The following is a 17099-nucleotide window of genomic DNA, read 5'->3' as shown; positions in this document are numbered from 1 at the left end:
ACCGGCCCGACCAGGGTGCTGCTATCGCAAGCCGCGGGCCAAGGTCGCAGGCCACGAGTCCGTGCAAAACGCCTGGTTCGGCGTTGCTGATGACATTTGCTGAGGACAGCGCGTGTACAAGATCCGCGGCAACATCAGTACTGCCGACCGAGGGGGAGGGCGGTCCGCGATCGCTCCAGCCATCATCGTGGCGACCCGCGCAGGAGCCGGCTTCACGCGGGGGACGATTCAAAGAATCGCCATGGAACGAAAACCTGCTGTTAGGCCGTGCCGCCAGTGCGGCTCACAATTGCCCCTGCCAGGGGCTCGAGGCGGCCGACCGCGGTCCGTGTGTGTGTCGTCACTGTGCCGAGCGCGAGACGCCAAGCGGCGCCGAGACGTCCGAGTCGTGCGTGGCTACTTGCGGTGCGCGATCCAGCACGGCAACGAGGAGGCAGCGGCGCGATGGCGCACACGCCTTGCCGAACTCGGGTGAGCCGCGCCTCAGCCTAATATGGAGGGCCAATGCACCCGCACGACGGCCAGCCCGACGCCCTTATCGACGACCCGCTCGATGCGGTGATGTGGGAACTGCGCAAGGGTTCCCGCGTCGCCCGCTGCGAGCTGTGGCGGCATCCGCTTGGGTGGGAGCTCCGTTGTGCGGTCGACAACAAGGTCCGCCAGACGGCCGTGCAGCGGCGACCGGAGACGGCCGAGGACCTGGCCCACGACTGGCAGCACGCGTTTGCGGGGAAGGGCTGGAGCTGAATGCCGAAATTTTTCTGCCGAACAGCGCAACAGTCGAGGCGGTCAATCACATGTGGTCTGTCAACGACTTTCTCGGCGCGCCGGGCGACCGTGCAATCGTGACGCTACACCCGCGCTATATGCACGTTGAGCCTATCGGCGTCGCCATGGCGGGAGCGTGGGGCTCACGCATGATCCGAGACGGCTACAAGATCGAAGTCGAAAACATCGAACGAGGAATGTACCTCGACCGGATGAAGCTGTTTGAGGTCCTGGGTATCGAGTCGCCGTTCGCAATCCGTACGCACGAGGAAGCAGGTCGGTTCATACCCTTGCGGAACGTGAAGACGAACGATGACATCCGCGCGGCGGTAGCCGATATCTCGGCGTTACTCCACTTGGACGGTCGGCGCGACGTGCTGCATGCGGTTCAGTACTGTCTCTCGGAACTGTTGAGAAATGTGATAGAGCATTCGAGCTCGCCCGATGGTGCATTTGTGTGCCCACTACTTCGTCGGCGCGGCGCCATCGCGGATCTCGATTGCGGTTGCGGACTGCGGGATCGGAATCCCGAATCACTTGGCAGCCGCGTACCCGGAGCTCCGCGGCAACGACGCTCGCGCCGTGTATGAGTCGCTCAAGCCGGGCGTCACCGGCGCGATCCGTGGAATGTACGGCACGCCGAATAACGCTGGCGCGGGACTTTACGTCACGCGGTCAATTGCGAAGGGCACGGGGGGCTACTTCGCTGTCGTATCCGGACGCGCCGCCTATCGCACGTTCAGGTCTGACGACGGCGGCGAGCAGGGGACGTTGTTTCCCGAACCAGAACGAGACAAGCACCGGATGTTCGCGGATTTCAAGGGATGGGATGGGACCGTCGTCGCGCTGGAGATTCGGCCCGAGATCCTTGACGATTTCGAAACGATTCTCGGATGGGTCTGCGGTTCCATGCCAGCGGCGTTGCAGATGAGGCGCGCTCAGTCACGAGGCAGGTTGAACACGCCAGAGAGTTCGCCGCGCGCCACGGCTGGCAGGTCGACGAGGCGCACGTCTACGTCGATGACGGCGTGAGCGGCGCAGAGTTCGCCGCGCGGCCTGGCTTCGTACGTCTCATGAATGCACTTCGGCCACGCGCGCCGTTCGACGTGCTCGTGATGTCGGAGGAATCGCGTCTCGGCCGTGAGGCGATCGAGACGGCGTACGCCCTGAAGCAGTTGGTACAGGCCGGCGTCCGCGTTTGGTTCTACCTCGAGGCCGGGAGCGCACGCTCGACACGCCGACCGACAAACTGCTGATGTCCGCAACGGCCTTTGCAGACGAGCTCGAGCGAGAGAAGGCGCGTCAGCGGACCTACGACGCGATGCAGCGGAAGGCGCGCGCGGGTCACGTCACCGGCGGTCGGGTATTCGGGTACGAGAACGTCGAGATCCGGCTCGCTGACGGCTCACGGTCGCACGTCGAGCGACGCATCGTCGAGGCCGAGGCGGCCGTCGTCCGCCGCATCTTCGACCTCGCGGCAGAGGGCGTCGGCGTGCGCCGCCTGGCTCGCTTGCTGAACGACGAAGGCGCCATCGCGCCGCGCGCCCAACAGGGTCGGCCCGTCGCTTGGGCGCCGTCCTCGGTCTTTGCGGTGCTACAGCGCGAGCTCTATCGCGGCGTGGTGATCTGGAACCAGAGCCGGAAGCGCGACTCATGGGGGCAGGCGCGGCGATCGGAGCGCGACCAGGGCGAGTGGATCCGGCTCGAGGCCCCCTAGCTCCGGATCGTCCCGGAGGCCGTCTGGGAAACCGTGCACGGCGTGCGGAAGGCCCGCCGCGCTGCGTACCTCGAGGCGACCGGCGGCCGTGCCTACGGCCGCGTCAATGACCGCGATTCGCGGTACCTGCTTCCCGGTTTCGCCAGGTGCGCGCACTGCGGCGGCGGGCTAAAAGTCGTGACGCGCTCCCATGGGCGGCGGCGTGCGGCTTTCTACGTCTGCTCGTCCTCGTACGACCGCGGCAAGAGCGTCTGCCCGGTGTCCCAACTCACGCCCATGGAGGACGTCGACACGGCGGTCCTCGAGGCGCTCCGGGATGACGTCCTCCGGCCCGAGGTCCTGACGCAGGCTGTTGAGCTCGCGCTCGACCAGCTCGAGGCCGGTCCTTCGCGCTCCCGGCTCTCGCACTCGGAGCGCCAGACCGACGCGCTCTCGGCGGAGTGCGTCCGCTTGGCGGCTGCGATTGCCGCCGGCGGCCCGATCGCGTCGCTCGTGCAGCTCTTGCAGGGGCGTGACGGAGAGCGGGCGGCCGTGGAGGCAGACCTCGAGGCGCTGCGCCGGCATACGCCGATGGCCGTCGATCGGCGGGGCCTCCGCGCCGAACTGTTGCGGGACCTGGAGGACTGGCGAGGGCTGCTGACCGGCGCCATTGAGGCTGGCCGCCAGGTGCTGCGGGCGCTGCTCCACGGACCGCTAATGTGTGTGCCGCAGGCAGGGAAGGGTGAGCCGTGCCTCAAATTCGAGGGCGCGATCGCACTTGATCGCGTACTTCGCGGCCGTTCATGTTTGTTGGCGTCCCCAGTGTGGGCGAGTTGGAACCAGCTCGAGCAGTGGCTGCGGGCCGTCGACGGTCTGCGGCTCGCCGCCTGACGGGGGCCGGGCCAACTGCGCTGCCGAAGCTATACTGACGTGGTCATGCCCCGCAGTTCACGAGTGGTGCACTCCGATCCCGACATCCTGGGCGGCACGCCCGTGTTCGTCGGCACCCGCGTCCCGGTGCAGTCCCTGTTCGATTACCTGGAGGCAGGGGAGACGCTGGACGAGTTCCTCCGGCAGTTTCCATCAGTCCCACGGAAGCAGGCCATCGAAGCCCTCGAGTTCGCGCGAGAGACGTTGCTGACCAGTGCGCGTCCTGCTTGACGAGAACCTGCCACACGATCTGGCGAGGGTGATCCCCGGCCACGCAGTGTCCACCGTCCAGGGACTGGGGTGGGCGGGTACGAAGAACGGCGCCCTCCTGAAACGCGCCGGCGGCGAGTGCGACGTCTTCGTCACCATGGACGGCAACATCGAGCACCAACAAGACTTGGTCAACCTCCCGTTCGGCGTGGTGGTCATCGGCGCCGCGTCGAACCGCATGGCCGACCTGCAGCCTGTCATCCCTGACCTGCTTCAGGCTATAGGTGGCGTCGGGCTGGGTGAAGTGCGCCGCGTCGGCATACCTCCGAAGGGGCGGGAGCGATTCAGAACGGCGCGATGAGTTCGGCGCCGCGGTCTCGGCAGGAACGACGTCGCGTCACAGGCCGGGTCCGGGGCGTCGAGCTCGTCCTCGGTGTTGAGCTCAATCATCGCCACGCCATCCGGGTGAACGATCAGCACCGGATCACCTTTCGATGGGAGGGACACGATGCCTTCGACGTCCGGTGCGACAAATCCCACTGAGCCAGCGAACCTGCCGCGCGGTTCCGCGGTGCTCGGCCCGCTCGTTCATCCCGGCGAGATGCTGCTGCAGGAATTCCTGAGTCCGCTCGGCCTCCAGCAGAGCGTCGTGGCCGATGAACTGGACATCAGCCGCAACCGCCTCAATGAGCTGGTGCTGGGCAAACGTTCGGCGACGTCCGACACCGCGATTCGGCTCGAGCGGCGATTCAAAATGCCGGCGCGGTTCTGGTTGCACCTGCAGGCCCGACTACGATCTGCAGACGGCGCAGAATGAGGCCGGTGCTGTCGGACGTCGTACGAAGCGGCCCGGGTAGCCGAGGCCCCTGCTCGGTCAAGACGAGGGCGCTCGCCCCGCCACCGGCTTCTCGCGTCTTCCCTGTCTGCCTCGCCCGACAGGCCAGCGCGGAAAACCGCCAACCCCGCGCCCAAGTACAAGTGCCAACACCCGCCGCCTGCGCGCGTTCACCCGGCGACGCGGCGCCACGAATAGTGGCAGGCGGGGGACTCCTCGGCCCGGGCGACGTCAGCACGACGATCATCTACTCGCACGTACTGAACCGCGCGGTCGCGGCGTGAGCGGCCCGCTTGACGAGCTTCTGTGACCCGTGCAGCATATCGGGCAACGCAGACCAGCCTATCCCGGAGCCACAGGACGGGGCGTGTGCCTGCAAGTCGTGACATCTGAGAGGGTTCGGCGTTGCTGGGCGGGCAGGCCAGCGCCGATTAGCCTGCGAATGGCGCGTTTGGCCTGCGGGTTACTACACGTTAGGCCGATCAAAGTGCCCGGAGGAACCGTGCGACTCTCGCGACGCTCGATCGTGGCGCTGACCACTTCGCGCTGCGGGCACACCTGAAGTCCCTGGGCATCTCGTTGCGGTCGGTGACCGAGCCGATTGACGACACGTCCACGGGCAAGCTGATGGAAGGCGTGCTGGCCGCCTTCGCACAGTTCGACAACGACGTCAGATCGGAGCGGACGCTGGCCGGGATGAAGGCCGCGCTCACGCTGGGGCGCTGGACGTTCCAGGCACCGCTCGGCTACCTCAACGCGCCGAAGTGGTCGAAGAGCAGCCTCGTGCTCCATCCCGACCGGGCACCCCTGGTCAAGCAGGCGTTCGAGGACATGGCCTCGGGACGCTTCACCATCAGGGACGTCATCCGCCGCGCTACTGAGGCTGGCCTGCGCACAAGACGCGACCGTGCGCTATCGCCCCAGACGTTCGGCAACATGCTGCGAACGCACGCAGCGGGTGATTGCGCTGGCGCGGCGTCACGACCGGCACACGGCCCTCGAGCACCGCCTGGGCCCGATCGCGACGCGCCACGTGCGGACGCTCACCGGGAGCTGGTCACGCGGACGCAACGGCCGCTACGCGTTAGAACGTGTCCTCGCCGATCAGCGGCTCGAAGTCACCCCGCGCGCTCACGCCGCACTCCGGGATGTCGATCTGCCCGATGTAGATGCGGTTCCTACTACCACTGCCCGGGCCGTTGTCGCACCGGAAGCGTCAGCAAGGGCGTCCTGGAAGGCGCCTTCGTCGACGAACTCGCGTTGTTGCAGCCGACGCCCGGGTACATGCGGTTAATCAAGGACCGCATCCTGTACGCCTGGGAACAGCGGCGTGCCGAGGCGAGAGATCGGACCGCCGATGTCGAACGCCGCGTGAAGAGCGTGCGCCACAAGCTCGACAGGCTCGACGAGGCGTTCCTGTACGCCGAGTCCATCGACCTGGCCACGTATACCCGGCAGCGTGACAAGCTCCGGGAGGAGCTGACGCTCTCGCAGATCGACCACCACACCGAGGCGGTCGACGAATCGATGTCGAGGGTGTCCTGGCGTTCGCGGAGCGCATCCTGCCGCGCGCCGCGGATCTGTGGGTACAGGCGCCGCTGGACTACAAGCAGCGGCTCCAGCAGCTGTTGTTCCCCGAGGGCATCGCGTACGACGGCCATCGGTTCATTCGAACCGCCGTAACCGCTTCTCTTTTCAGGTACTTGGAGCCTGGTGAACAGCCCCAGGAAAGTTTGGCGTCCCCAACAGCAAACCCAGACCAGTACAGCGCGCTCCACGGGGCTTACCGGCGCATCGCGTAGCCTGCCCCCAGCGCAACACCTAGAGCCGGAGCGTTCCCTTCACGGGGGCTCCCGCTCGACGTGTCTGTGGGGCGGCGTGTGGCCGACCTGTCATCGAGGCACCGGTCGCGCCGGGCGGCGGTGAATCGAAAAACGCCACGGCCGCGTCCAACGACAGACCACGGTCGGGCTGGCATCTGAGGAGCGCGTCGATCACGTTGAGGCGCATATGTCTTGTGAAAGGCTGACTCTGCCGCTGAGGAGGCGTGTGATGGAAAAGACTGTGTTCAAGACATTGGCTGTCGCGGGTGCGCTGCTTGCGTTCTCGGCTGTGGCGACGCTGTTCACGGCCCCGGGGATAGTCGCCCAGAGCCAGACGTCGGTGGGCAACCCGGCGCTCCTGACGGAAGTCGAACAACTGCGAGCCCAACTGGCCGCTATCGAGAGCAGCGTCGCTGGGCTGAAACCAAGGAGGTTCTATCTGACACAGGAGGACACCTTCGACGGGGCCACAGTCCTGGGTGCTTGCGCGACCGGCTTCCACATGGCGTCGATCTTCGAGGTCAGTGAGCCGTCAACCCTGCGCTACGACACCGAGCTCGGGTATCGCAATGTCGATTCGGGATCAGGGCCTCCGATCCATCGGGGAGGATGGATTCGAACCGGGAGAGATACCACCCCGGGCTTCCCGGCCCACTGCACCGTGTGGACGAACAACAGTCCTGCCAACGTTGGAACTTCCGCCATGCTCAGATTCGAATCGAGGTTGGTGCCCTGGGAGAGCAAGCTTGAGTTCTGCAATCAGGCGGGACGGGTGTGGTGCGTTCAGGACTGAAGCGGGCGCGGTGCACTCGAGGCTGACAATGCTGATCGCGATGTGACCATCCAGCAACCAGGGATGGTGGGGCCGGCTGCTCGTACAGGACCGGCCCTGCCGACAGGCCGGGGTGCAAGACGTTCGCACGGGGGTGCGCGGGGAGGAGGGGAGCGCGTGGCAGGTGCCGACCTGAGGTAGACAGCCCCCGCCTGAAGCGCATCGCGCGCCCCAAACTGCGCGGGCGGTTTAGGCGCCGTAGACGCACGGCGGGCCGTGTGGGGCGAGCGCACCGAGGTGGCCAAGGCCAAGGGGCGCGCTCCTCAGAACGCCGGTGGCAAGTACCTCCTCAGCGGCGGCATGCTCGTGTGCGGGTGCTGCGGCGGGCACTTCGAGGCCTACACGACGTCGTGGAAGCCCGAGCCCGTCTACGTTTGCGCCACACGGCGGCGGAAGCCGGGGGTCTGCACCAACAAGGCGGCCATCCCCATCTTCGACGCGGACAACATCATGCTCGACATGGTCGAGGATGAGGTCCTGAGCCCGGCGTACGTCGACACGCTGCTCGCGATGATGGCGCGGGGGACCGACCCTGCGGAGACGCCCCGGCTCGAGCGAGAGCGTGAGCGGCTGGAGACGGAGGTGCAGCGGCTCGTCGGGTCGATCGCGCACGGTGTGGACCCACGGGAGGTCGCGGACCAGATCGCAGTACGGCGGGCGTGCATCGAGGCGGCAACCAAACGCCTCGCCTCTGTACAGGAACCGCCGGACGTGGACCGTCTACGAGACGCGCTGCTTCAGCGTTGCGCCGAGTGGCGCGAGGTGCTGAGAGGGGAGGTCCACGTGGCGCGCATCCTCCTGCGGAAGCTCGTCGGACCCATTTTCTTGGAGGACCCGCTCAGCCCCGAACAGGCGTTGGCCGTGGGCGTCGTCTCGGCGTGTGACAGCGGATCCGAGGAGGACCTCATTCGCTGGGACGCGCCGATAAAGCCCGGGATTTTAGAGGGTTTGGCGACTGTACAGGATGTGGCGTCCCCAACGGGATTCGAACCCGTGTTTCAGCCTTGAAAGGGCCGCGTCCTGGGCCTCTGGACGATGGGGACGTCTGACGTACGCGCGTCGGTCACTCGGTGGCCGCGGGTGCGGCGACGCGACCGACCCCCAAGGATACCACGTCAATTCCGCCAGCCGAGCTAGGGCAGACGGTCCGCGGTGACACGCCGCACACGCCGACCCGCCAGTTCTCGAGCCGCCTGTTCGTCGTTGATCACGTCATGAAGCGCCTCGTGTTCCTGGCTCTCAAGGTCGTTGCGGTGGTGGTACTGGTGCTCGCGGTCGTGGCCGGGGCTGGCTGGACGTACGTCATGGCCGCGTATCCGCGCCTCGCCCCTCCCCGTGCGTTGAAGGTGGCCGGCACGCCGGAGCAGGTGGCCCGCGGCGCGTACCTGAGTCATCACGTCGTCGGCTGCACCGACTGCCATGGCGAGCGCGACTGGACGCGATACTCCGCCCCACAGATGCCCGGTCGCGAGGGCCACGGCGGGATGACGTTCCGGCTGCCGGTGGCGACTTTGCACGCGCCCAACATCACGCCTGCCGCCATCGGCACGTGGACCGACGGCGAAGTGCTGCGGGCGATGACCGACGGCGTGTCGCGCGACGGCCGTCCGCTGTTTCCGATGATGCCGTACGAGAACTTCCGTGTGCTCGGGCAAGACGATGCCGAGGCGCTCATTGCCTATGTGCGCACGCTGGCGCCGGCGGTCACGAACATCCCGGCCTCGACGGTCACATTCCCGATGAACCTGATCATGCGAACGCTGCCCACACCAGTCACGTTGCCCGCACACGCGCCGCCCCGCACCGATCGAGTGGCCTACGGGCGCTACCTGGCCACCATCGCCAGCTGCGCCACCTGCCACACCAGGATGGACCGCGGCCGCCCAATCGAGGGCATGGACTATGCGGGCGGCTTCGAGTTCAAGACCCGGCTCGGCCACGCGCAGTTCTCGGCCAACATCACGCCAGACGTCGAGACGGGCATCGGCGCCTGGACCGAGCAGGCATTCATCGGCAGATTCAAGGCCGTGGCTGACGCACCGGAGGCCGAGTTGGTGCTGAACGGACGGCCCAACACCGAGATGCCGTGGCGTGACTACGGCGGCATGACGACCGACGATCTCGGCGCGATCTACGCCTACCTGCGGACCGTGCCGGCGGTGAGAAACCGCGTGCCACGCTGATCAGCGGACAAGCACAGCCGCGGCTCACGGTACCCTTGACCGCATGCCGCAGACACGCGTGTCCGTCCGGCTGGTGCTCGCCCAACTGCGCGTCGATCCGGGCGAGCGTGCTGCCACGCTCACACGCGCCCTTCAGCGGATCGACGACGCGGCACGACGCGGCGCGGACGTCGTGCTGTTACCCGAAGCGCTGCCGCTCGGCTGGATGGCGGCCGACACGCACGCGCGTGCCGATGCCATTCCTGACGGGACGACGTGCGTCGCGTTTCGAGAAGCAGCGGCTCGTCACCACGTCTTCGTATGTACGGGGATCGTCGAACGGGCGGGCGACGTGGTCTTCAATGCCGCCGTGCTCATCGATCCCGACGGACAGGTGCTGCTGCACCATCGCAAGGTGAACGAGTTGGAGATCGCGCACGACCTGTACGCGCGCGGGGATCGCCTGGGCGTCGTCGACACCCGTTTGGGGCGCATCGGCCTGATGATCTGCGCCGACGCGTTCGCACCAGGAGAGGTCGTCAGCCGCACGCTCGCGTTGATGGGCGCCGACATGATTCTCTCACCATGTGCGTGGGCGGTGCCGCCCGATCACGATCACGCGCGTGCACCGTATGGAGACCTCTGGCGACGTTGCTACGGCATCGTCGCGCGCGAACACAGCGTGTGGATCGCGGGCGCCAGCAATGTCGGCCCGATCACGTTCGGCGCCTGGGATGGTCACGCCTGTATCGGCTGCTCCCTCGTCGTCGGGCCGGACGGCGAGCCCAGGCTCGAGGGGCCATACGGCGCTGACGCCGACGCGCTGTTGATGGTGGACATGGAGATGGGCCAACGCTGAGGAGACGCGGGGGTGGGACAGGCCCATGATGAACGCCGAACGTCGAACGCCGAACGTCGAACGCCGAACGCTACGTTCCGCCCTCATCCGCGAGCGCGTCGTTTTCCGTCGACCTGAGTTGTCCGCCGTAGCCTTGGCGAAGGCGGAAGGTCGACGGCTACGACCGGCCGTATGACAGCCCCCGTAATGCCGCCATGCCGCGAATGCCGGGAATGTCGAAAGCAAACCACGCCAGTCCCCAATCCCAGCCCACGGCCCATTTCCGATTCCCGGTACCCGGTACCCGGCACCCGTTGCCGTACTGCCCGATGTACGCCCGCGGCCCGCTCCAGCGTTGATCGATCATGACTCTCCGTGAGCGAGCCGAGGCTCTTCTGTCGACCGACCCCGCCATCGCGCGCGAGCTGCTGGCGATGGCCCAACGGAACGTGACGCCAGCGCCAGCCGCACGTGCGGGCGTGAGCACGGCGTCCATCAGGGCGTTTGTCGAGGGCGAACCCGGCTGGAACGCACGGGCGCGCAGCAGCGCCGAGGCCGATGGCCGCTTCCACGTCGAGGCCGTCGTCCTCGCGCACGGTCGCCCGTCGATGCTCGTGCAGCGCAACCGCATCCAGCTGCCGGAATCCCCGGAACTCCGTCGTCGCATCGAGGCCACGCGCGTGCGGTACGAATCGCGCCTCGCGAGTGTCGGCCGCGTGGAACTCTCCGGACATCCGCGCCTGCAGCAGGCGGGCACGGCGTGGATCGTCGCCGAGAACCTCGTGGTGACCAACGCACACGTGGCGGCGGAGTTCGTGGCGCGCCAGGAGTCGCACCTGGTGTTCCGGCGAACGTTTGGCGACGCCGCGATGTCGGCCTGCGTGGACCTGCGCGAGGAGTACGTCGACGCGGGTGAGCCGGAGGAGTTCGAGATCGGCGTGGACCAGGTGATGTACCTCGCCGATCTCACCGACGCGCAGGCACCCGATCTCGCGTTGCTGCGTCTGTCGCCCGGGCAGGGGGTGCGGTTGCCTGCGCCGATCCCTTTCGTCGACGTGCCGCTCGACCTGGGGCGCGACATCGCCGTGGTGGGGTTCCCGGCCGAGGACCCGATCGGCTCTGGCAGCATTGCCACGGCGCGGCGCCTGTTCGGCGGCATCTACGGCGTCAAACGTTTCTCGCCCGGCAAGATCGGGCCGATGCCGGACGGCGCCTGGGCCTTTGGCCATGACGCCACGACACTCGGCGGCAGCTCGGGATCGGTGGTCATCGATCTCGAGACGGGCGGGGCCGTCGGCGTGCACTTCGCGGGCGCACTCGAACGCGCCAACTATGCGGTGCGCGGCAGTTACGTGCTCGACGCCATTGCGGCCGCGACACCGCTGGTCGTCGTCCCTGCAATGCCAGTCGGCGTCGCGGTCGGCGTCGAGCCACGGCCGTTCTTTCCGGAAGCGACTGGTTACGAGACGAGAGACGGCTACCGCGCCGACTTCCTCGGCCCCGACCAGCCCGAGGCGCCGCTGCCCGACGTCGTGCGTGCCGACGATGTGCTCGAGGTGACGTGGCAGGGGCAGGCGCTCAAGGCGATGCCGTACCGGCACTTCTCGGTCGTGATGAGCATCAATCGCCGGATGTGCTACCTGAGCGCGGTCAACATCGATGGAGCCACGAGCATCGGCCACCTGCGCCGACGTGACTGGCGTTTCGATCCTCGCTTTTCCGAGGCGGCGCAGCTGTCGGGGCCGGTCTATGGCAACGCGCCGCGCTTCAGTCGCGGCCACATGACGCGTCGCGAAGACCCGGCGTGGGGACCGACACGCGCCGAGGCCGACGAGGGCAACACCGATTCGATGCATCTCGCCAACGCCGTCCCGCAGATGCAGCCCTTCAACGCCGGCATCTGGCTGTCGCTCGAGGACTACGCGCTGCAGAACGCGCGCGAAGACGACCAGAAGATCTCGGTGATGACCGGGCCGGTGCTGCGCGATGACGACCCGATCTTTGAAGACGTGGCCGTGCCGCTCGAGTTCTGGAAGGTGATCGTCTTCGTCCACGACGAGACGCACGTGCTCAGCGTCTCTGGCTACATCCTGTCGCAACGCGGCTTCCTGCCGCACCAGGAGACGGTGTTCGGCGCCTACGAGACGTACCAGGTACCGATCAGCGCCATCGAGGAGCGCGCCGGCCTGCGTTTCGGGTCGCTGACCGCGCACGACGTGTTCGGGACCGCGCCCGAGGGCGAGGCACGCCCGCTCCTGTCGCCCGACGAGATACGCTGGCGCTGAGTGCCTGCCGAGCGGTGCGTTACGACGAGGCGCGTTCGCCGATGAACTGCGTGACGAGCGCATCCGCATTTTGATCGGCCGAGAAGCCGAGCCGCAGTGCGCGCGACGCATCGATGGCGCCCGGCCAGCCTTCGACCACGGCGGCGACGCGTGCATCCGGTTCGAGCCGCACGAGGTTGCGGACGGCGGCACCGGCCGCGCGCTCGAGGCTGTCGAGTAGTTGCGCCGGCGTCACGCAGATGCCTGGCAGGTTGATCGAGCGGACCTCTTGGAGCATCCCGGCAGGCAGACGCCCCGCATGCGCGAGATTCGACGTCGTGACCGTCGGCGAGGAGACCCACAGGCGCGTATCGAGCGGCACCGGACAGACGCTCTCGATGCCGGCCAGTGGCTCGCGGACGATGCCGCTCACGAAACTCGACATCGCCGAGTTCGGCCGGCCCGGACGCACCGACACGGTGGGCACGCGGCAGGCGATACCGTCGATCAGGCCGCGCCGGCTGGCCTCGAGGACGAGCAGTTCCGCGATGGCCTTCGTGGTGCCGTAGGTGGACGCCGGACGCAACGCGTGGTCCTCGGGCACGACCGCGGGCAGGGGCCCGCCAAACACGGCAACCGTGCTCGAGAACACGAATCGTGGTGGCCGCGCCGCCGTCCGGCACGCGTCGAGCAGCGCCTCCGTTCCGCCGACGTTCACCGCCATCGCGAGGTCGGGCTCTGCCTCGGACTGGCCACTCAGGACGGCGGCCAGGTGCCAGATCGTGGTGATGTCAGGCGGTACGGCCGCCCGCAGGACGCCGGGATCGGCCACGCTGCCGATCACCGACACGACGCGCGTGTCGTCGACGGCGCTGGCAACCTGGTCGACGCAGATCACGCGCGTCGGCGCGGGACCGCTCGCGCCGGCGAGCAGGGAACGAATGAGACGCGTGCCGAGGAAGCCGGCACCGCCGGTGACGAGAACGGTCATCGAGGGGATCTCCTGCGTGAAGCGGCCAGCCCATGCTACCGTTCGCGCCGTGATGGCACCAGCGCGCATTGCACTCGTGACCGGCGCCGGCAGCGGGATCGGCCGGGCCGTGGCGGTTGGCCTGATGCGGGCCGGCTATGCGGTGGCATTGGTCGGGCGTCGCGCCTCGGCACTCGAGGAGACGGTCGCAGAGGCGGGCCCGACACCGGGTGCCGCACTGGTCCTGCCGGCGGACGTGACCCAGCCCGACGCCGTGCGTGACGTCTTTGCTCGCACCCGCGTCGCGTACGGCCGCCTCGACGTGCTGTTCAACAACGCCGGCGTGACGGCCCCTGCCGTTCCCCTCGAGGACGTGAGCTTCGATCAGTGGCAGCAGGTGGTCGGCGTCAACCTCACCGGCGTTTTCCTGTGTACGCAGGAGGCCTTCCGAATCATGAAGGCCCAGGTGCCGCGCGGCGGACGGATCATCAACAACGGATCGATCGCCGCGCACGTCCCCCGACCGCATGCCGCCCCATATGCCGCGACCAAGCACGCGGTCACGGGACTCACGCGCGCGACGGCCCTCGACGGGCGCGCGTTCAACATCGCCTGCGGGCAGATTGACATCGGCAATGCCGCCACCGACATGGCGCGCGGCTATGCCCACGGCGTCCTCCAGCCCAACGGAACGACGGCCGTCGAGCCCCTCCTCGATCTCTCGCACGTCGTTGATGCGGTGATGTTCATGGCCGGGCTGCCAGTCGAAGCCAACGTGCCATTCATTACCGTGATGGCAACGGGCATGCCATACCTCGGGCGAGGATGAGCCCGGTTCGTTACTGCGTGTAAAGAACGCACCGCGGCCAAGACACGTTTCAATACCCAGCCGTTCGAAATGGACTGGGCGCTGCGCTCACAGACTTGTCTTGCGCCAATGGGCGCGAGTCTTGCTCTGCGTACCGCCGCCCCTGAGGGCTGATCGAGGCATGCGCCTTCGAGTACGCGGGCCTGGGCAGGAACATGCCGACAGGCCTCGACATCCCGGGCGGGCGCCAATGGATCATCCGTGGCAACCGCTTTCTCGACGTAAGCCGCGGGCACGCGTGCTCTTCGGACCGTCGCTGGCCGTGTGCAGGGCAGTGGCGGCACCGTCGTCGAGCGCAACGTCTTCATCAACACGACCCGCGAGATCGTGCTGGGCCTCGACGATCGGACCCCGAACCAGCACACGGGCGGCATCGTGCGCAACAACATGATCGTGCGCAATCTCTCGACCGCGGACGCGACGATGTTCATCGCCCCTGCGTGAGAGGACTTGCGCCTGCGAATTGATGCCGCACGTGCCGCGATCGACCAGGGCGTGTTCACGACCTTCGCGGACACGGACGCCGAAGGGCAGTTGCGGCCGGCCGGAGTCGCCGCCGACATTGGCGCCGACCAAGTGCAGCCCTGATCTGGCTGCCATCCTTGTGACGGCTGTGTAACTCTGGCTTGTCGAATCTGACGTGATTCGCGTCGGGCACGAGTCGGACCAGGCGCACGCGGTAAACGGTTCGGGCGATTTTCCGTAGATTCCTGCGGTACATCGCACTACGTGCCGCTGCCGAGGCGCGGGCCCGACATTTGCTCAAGCAAGGGGGAGGGCGCCCATGGAGGGCGTCCGTCACCCCCAATCTCGTGTACGAACTCAATGTGATTCGCGAGCCTCGGCTCGCCTGCCTGATGGGCGCGTGTGTCCGACGCGCCACGATCCTTGTCCTCTTTGTCGCCGTTGCCATGGCGTCGCCGTCGCCGGCGAACGCACAGGCCAGCGCCCTGCTCTTTTGGGACCCGCCGATCCAGACGCCCGACGTTTCATACGTCGTGGAGTGGGGACCGGCACCGGGCGCCGCCGTCGTCTCGGCGACCGTGCCGCGAGGCACGACCTCGTTCGAAGCCACAGGGTTGAGGCCCGGTCTCCGCTACTACTTCACGGTCCGCGCCGTCGATGCACAGGGCCGACGAAGCGGTCCCTCCAACGAGTTGTCGGTGGTGGCCCCGGGACCACCCCGAGCCGCCACTCCCGACGTCGTGAGCCTCCTCGCCGCAGAGTGGCCTGACGTCATGCTCACGGTGGAGGGCGCCAGCGAGGGCGGCACTGTCGCCAGCTCGCCCGCCGGCATCGACTGCGGCACCACATGTGCCGCGGCACTGCCACGCGGTACGCCCGTGACGCTGGCGGCCTCGGCCGCGCCGGGTCATCGATTCGTCGGGTGGCTGGGTGCCGACTGCAGCGGCGATGGATCCTGCACGGTGAGGCTCGACACGGCGACCACCGTGCGTGCCATCTTCGAGCGGGGCGACGACACGGCGCCGTCCTCCTACACGCGCTATCTCGCCGAGGGGGCGGCCAGCGACTTCTTCGACACGCGTCTTGTCCTGGCAAACCCGGGCGGACGGATGGCGCATGCTTCGGTGCAGTTCCTGCGCGAGGACGGCGTCGTCGTACCCCACGTTGCCGAGGTCGCGCCTCTCTCGAGCGCGCGCATCGACGCCGGACAGTTCGCCGGACTTGCTGGCCGATCGTTTGCGACGATCGTCGAGAGCGACACGCCGCTCGTGATCGATCGCACGATGTCCTGGCATGCGCCGGGGGGCGTGGCCTACGGCTCGCATGCCGAGACGAGCGTGGCCGGGCCCGCGCCGCGCTGGTACCTCGCTGAAGGGGCGACGCATGCCGGCTTCGATCTGTTCTACCTGTTGCTGAACCCGCAGGAGCGCACGGTGTCGGCGCGCATCCGCTACCTGCGGCCGGTGGGAGAGGTGCTCGAGAAGATCTACGAGTTGCCGCCGCGAAGCCGGACGAGCGTGTGGGTCGACCAGGAGGTGTTCGGCGCGACGGGGGCACAGGCGCTGAACAACACGGAAGTCTCCGCGATCGTGGAGACACTCGATGGTGCCGGCATCGTCGTCGAGCGCGCGATGTACGACAGCCGGCAAGGCACCACGTTCGCGGCTGGTCACGAGAGCGCCGGCGTCACCGCGCCTGCGACTCGCTGGTATTTCGCCGAAGGCGCCACCGGGCCATTCTTCGACCTGTTCCTGCTCATCGCGAACCCTGCCGATCACGGAACCGACGTGCAGGTCACGTACCTGCTGCCTGACGGGACGCGGGAGCGCCGCCTCCATCATGTCGGTCCGTCGCAACGCTACACGATCTGGGTGGACCAGGAGGGTGGCCCGCTCGCCGACACGGCGGTGTCCGCCATCGTGGAGTCGGTGGACGACACGCCGATCGTCGTGGAACGGTCGATGTGGTGGCCCGGCGACTCGCGAACGTGGACCGAAGCGCACAACTCGCCCGGTGCCACTGAGACGGGCACCCGTTGGGCGGTGGCCGATGGCGAGGTCTCCACCGACCTGACGGCGACCGCGACCTACCTCCTCGTTGCCAACACGTCGGAGCAGGAGGCGCGCGTGCGCGTGACGCTGCTGTTCAGGCCGGGGCTGCCGGCCGTGAGCCGGGAGTTTCCGGTTGCGGCCGGCAGCCGGTTCGGCGTCAGCGTCGCGGATGCGTTTCCGGAGGCGGCCGGGGAGCGCTGCGGCGCGCTCATCGAGAGCCTCGGCGAGACGCCCGCCCCGATCGTCGTCGAACGTGCGATGTATGCCGATGGGCCCGGGCAACGCTGGGCCAGCGGCACCAACGTCCTCGCGACGCGCCTCAAGTAGTCGGCGACTCCCGACTTCCGGTTCCCGTTTCCGGTTCCCGATTCCCGGTTCCCGGTTCCC

19 protein-coding genes, 1 tRNA gene and 1 pseudogene are annotated in these 17099 nt (G+C 67.7%); 18 read left to right on the top strand and 3 right to left on the bottom strand.

Going from position 1 to position 17099, the window contains the following annotated elements:
* The first annotated feature begins 504 nt into the window (after window positions 1-504).
* From LuPra_RS19410 to LuPra_RS34575, 11 genes and pseudogenes are all read left to right on the top strand, one after another.
* A complete protein-coding gene (locus LuPra_RS19410; protein ID WP_110172280.1) occupies window positions 505-747 on the top strand; it encodes a hypothetical protein in 243 nt (80 codons plus the stop codon).
* Window positions 748-797: 50 nt separating this feature from the next.
* Window positions 798-1358, top strand: a complete 561-nt coding sequence (locus tag LuPra_RS19405; RefSeq protein WP_110172279.1) for a hypothetical protein — start codon at window positions 798-800, stop codon at window positions 1356-1358.
* Window positions 1359-1661: 303 nt separating this feature from the next.
* Window positions 1662-2024 (top strand): recombinase family protein, encoded by a 363-nt coding sequence (locus LuPra_RS19400; protein ID WP_110172278.1) that lies wholly within the window; start codon window positions 1662-1664, stop codon window positions 2022-2024.
* Complete coding sequence (locus tag LuPra_RS19395; RefSeq protein WP_110172277.1) at window positions 2024-2485, top strand: recombinase family protein; 462 nt, start codon at window positions 2024-2026, stop codon at window positions 2483-2485. The genes LuPra_RS19400 and LuPra_RS19395 overlap by 1 nt, the downstream gene beginning before the upstream one ends.
* A 42-nt stretch (window positions 2486-2527) precedes the next feature.
* Window positions 2528-3355, top strand: coding sequence for a recombinase zinc ribbon domain-containing protein (locus tag LuPra_RS19390; protein WP_157899418.1), 828 nt, complete (start codon window positions 2528-2530; stop codon window positions 3353-3355).
* Between the two features lie 45 nt (window positions 3356-3400).
* Window positions 3401-3625: a DUF433 domain-containing protein gene (locus LuPra_RS19385; protein WP_110172275.1), complete on the top strand. Its 225-nt coding sequence runs from the start codon at window positions 3401-3403 to the stop codon at window positions 3623-3625.
* Window positions 3609-3965, top strand: coding sequence for a DUF5615 family PIN-like protein (locus tag LuPra_RS19380; RefSeq protein WP_110172274.1), 357 nt, complete (start codon window positions 3609-3611; stop codon window positions 3963-3965). Before LuPra_RS19385 ends, LuPra_RS19380 begins: the two co-directional genes overlap by 17 nt.
* Before the next feature lie 210 nt (window positions 3966-4175).
* Window positions 4176-4421 carry a HigA family addiction module antitoxin gene (locus LuPra_RS19375; RefSeq protein ID WP_234800469.1) on the top strand — a complete coding sequence of 82 codons (246 nt, stop codon included), beginning with the start codon at window positions 4176-4178 and terminating at the stop codon, window positions 4419-4421.
* A 558-nt stretch (window positions 4422-4979) separates the two neighbouring features.
* Window positions 4980-6122: pseudogene (locus LuPra_RS19370) on the top strand (recombinase family protein); the annotation flags it as partial.
* Window positions 6123-6491: 369 nt separating this feature from the next.
* On the top strand, window positions 6492-7055 hold the full coding sequence (locus LuPra_RS19365; protein WP_110172272.1) for a hypothetical protein: 564 nt from the start codon (window positions 6492-6494) through the stop codon (window positions 7053-7055).
* Window positions 7056-7394: 339 nt separating this feature from the next.
* On the top strand, window positions 7395-8102 hold the full coding sequence (locus LuPra_RS34575) for a recombinase zinc ribbon domain-containing protein (RefSeq protein ID WP_110174776.1): 708 nt from the start codon (window positions 7395-7397) through the stop codon (window positions 8100-8102).
* On the opposite strand, the gene LuPra_RS19355 is transcribed toward LuPra_RS34575, so the two are convergent.
* A tRNA-Glu gene (locus LuPra_RS19355) sits at window positions 8062-8137 on the bottom strand. The two genes, LuPra_RS34575 and LuPra_RS19355, sit on opposite strands and share 41 nt — an antisense overlap.
* Before the next feature lie 171 nt (window positions 8138-8308).
* Here LuPra_RS19355 and LuPra_RS19350 point away from each other — a divergent pair.
* Together LuPra_RS19350 and LuPra_RS19345 are read left to right on the top strand one after the other, a co-directional pair.
* Window positions 8309-9277: a c-type cytochrome gene (locus tag LuPra_RS19350; protein ID WP_157899417.1), complete on the top strand. Its 969-nt coding sequence runs from the start codon at window positions 8309-8311 to the stop codon at window positions 9275-9277.
* 43 nt (window positions 9278-9320) lie between these two features.
* On the top strand, window positions 9321-10115 hold the full coding sequence (locus LuPra_RS19345; RefSeq protein WP_110172270.1) for a carbon-nitrogen hydrolase family protein: 795 nt from the start codon (window positions 9321-9323) through the stop codon (window positions 10113-10115).
* Between the two features lie 157 nt (window positions 10116-10272).
* Here the strand turns inward: LuPra_RS19345 and LuPra_RS32080 are convergent, their stop codons facing one another.
* Window positions 10273-10461 carry a hypothetical protein gene (locus tag LuPra_RS32080; RefSeq protein ID WP_157899416.1) on the bottom strand — a complete coding sequence of 63 codons (189 nt, stop codon included), beginning with the start codon at window positions 10459-10461 and terminating at the stop codon, window positions 10273-10275.
* Here LuPra_RS32080 and LuPra_RS19340 point away from each other — a divergent pair.
* Entirely contained in the window at window positions 10460-12379 is a 1920-nt protein-coding gene (locus LuPra_RS19340) for a DNA/RNA non-specific endonuclease (RefSeq protein WP_110172269.1), read from the top strand. The genes LuPra_RS32080 and LuPra_RS19340 overlap by 2 nt on opposite strands.
* A 19-nt stretch (window positions 12380-12398) precedes the next feature.
* Here the strand turns inward: LuPra_RS19340 and denD are convergent, their stop codons facing one another.
* Window positions 12399-13349, bottom strand: a complete 951-nt coding sequence (gene denD, locus LuPra_RS19335) for a D-erythronate dehydrogenase (RefSeq protein WP_110172268.1) — start codon at window positions 13347-13349, stop codon at window positions 12399-12401.
* 49 nt (window positions 13350-13398) lie between these two features.
* Here denD and LuPra_RS19330 point away from each other — a divergent pair, with 49 nt between their 5' ends.
* The 4 genes from LuPra_RS19330 (at window position 13399) to LuPra_RS19320 (ending at window position 17039) form a co-directional block, all read left to right on the top strand.
* Window positions 13399-14157: an SDR family oxidoreductase gene (locus LuPra_RS19330; protein ID WP_110172267.1), complete on the top strand. Its 759-nt coding sequence runs from the start codon at window positions 13399-13401 to the stop codon at window positions 14155-14157.
* Between the two features lie 303 nt (window positions 14158-14460).
* Window positions 14461-14640 (top strand): hypothetical protein, encoded by a 180-nt coding sequence (locus tag LuPra_RS19325; RefSeq protein ID WP_110172266.1) that lies wholly within the window; start codon window positions 14461-14463, stop codon window positions 14638-14640.
* Between the two features lie 6 nt (window positions 14641-14646).
* Entirely contained in the window at window positions 14647-14784 is a 138-nt protein-coding gene (locus LuPra_RS32075) for a choice-of-anchor Q domain-containing protein (RefSeq protein ID WP_157899415.1), read from the top strand.
* Window positions 14785-15008: 224 nt separating this feature from the next.
* Window positions 15009-17039 (top strand): fibronectin type III domain-containing protein, encoded by a 2031-nt coding sequence (locus LuPra_RS19320; protein ID WP_110172265.1) that lies wholly within the window; start codon window positions 15009-15011, stop codon window positions 17037-17039.
* The last annotated feature ends 60 nt before the right edge of the window (window positions 17040-17099 follow it).

The organism is Luteitalea pratensis, from assembly GCF_001618865.1.
Classification (GTDB): domain Bacteria; phylum Acidobacteriota; class Vicinamibacteria; order Vicinamibacterales; family Vicinamibacteraceae; genus Luteitalea; species Luteitalea pratensis.
The sequence above is the reverse complement of the archived record's forward strand: the minus strand, read 5'-3'. Positions and strand labels throughout refer to the sequence as shown.

Excerpts from the sequence above, each read along its gene's own strand:
- LuPra_RS19410 (WP_110172280.1), top strand. The coding sequence starts at position 505 with ATGCACCCGCACGACGGCCAGCCCGACGCCCTTATCGACGACCCGCTC.
- LuPra_RS19405 (WP_110172279.1), top strand. The coding sequence starts at position 798 with ATGTGGTCTGTCAACGACTTTCTCGGCGCGCCGGGCGACCGTGCAATC.
- LuPra_RS19400 (WP_110172278.1), top strand. The coding sequence starts at position 1,662 with ATGGGTCTGCGGTTCCATGCCAGCGGCGTTGCAGATGAGGCGCGCTCA.
- LuPra_RS19395 (WP_110172277.1), top strand. The coding sequence starts at position 2,024 with ATGTCCGCAACGGCCTTTGCAGACGAGCTCGAGCGAGAGAAGGCGCGT.
- LuPra_RS19385 (WP_110172275.1), top strand. The coding sequence starts at position 3,401 with ATGCCCCGCAGTTCACGAGTGGTGCACTCCGATCCCGACATCCTGGGC.
- LuPra_RS19365 (WP_110172272.1), top strand. The coding sequence starts at position 6,492 with ATGGAAAAGACTGTGTTCAAGACATTGGCTGTCGCGGGTGCGCTGCTT.
- LuPra_RS34575 (WP_110174776.1), top strand. The coding sequence starts at position 7,395 with ATGCTCGTGTGCGGGTGCTGCGGCGGGCACTTCGAGGCCTACACGACG.
- LuPra_RS19350 (WP_157899417.1), top strand. The coding sequence starts at position 8,309 with ATGAAGCGCCTCGTGTTCCTGGCTCTCAAGGTCGTTGCGGTGGTGGTA.
- LuPra_RS19345 (WP_110172270.1), top strand. The coding sequence starts at position 9,321 with ATGCCGCAGACACGCGTGTCCGTCCGGCTGGTGCTCGCCCAACTGCGC.
- LuPra_RS19340 (WP_110172269.1), top strand. The coding sequence starts at position 10,460 with ATGACTCTCCGTGAGCGAGCCGAGGCTCTTCTGTCGACCGACCCCGCC.
- LuPra_RS32080 (WP_157899416.1), bottom strand. The coding sequence starts at position 10,461 with ATGATCGATCAACGCTGGAGCGGGCCGCGGGCGTACATCGGGCAGTAC.
- denD (WP_110172268.1), bottom strand. The coding sequence starts at position 13,349 with ATGACCGTTCTCGTCACCGGCGGTGCCGGCTTCCTCGGCACGCGTCTC.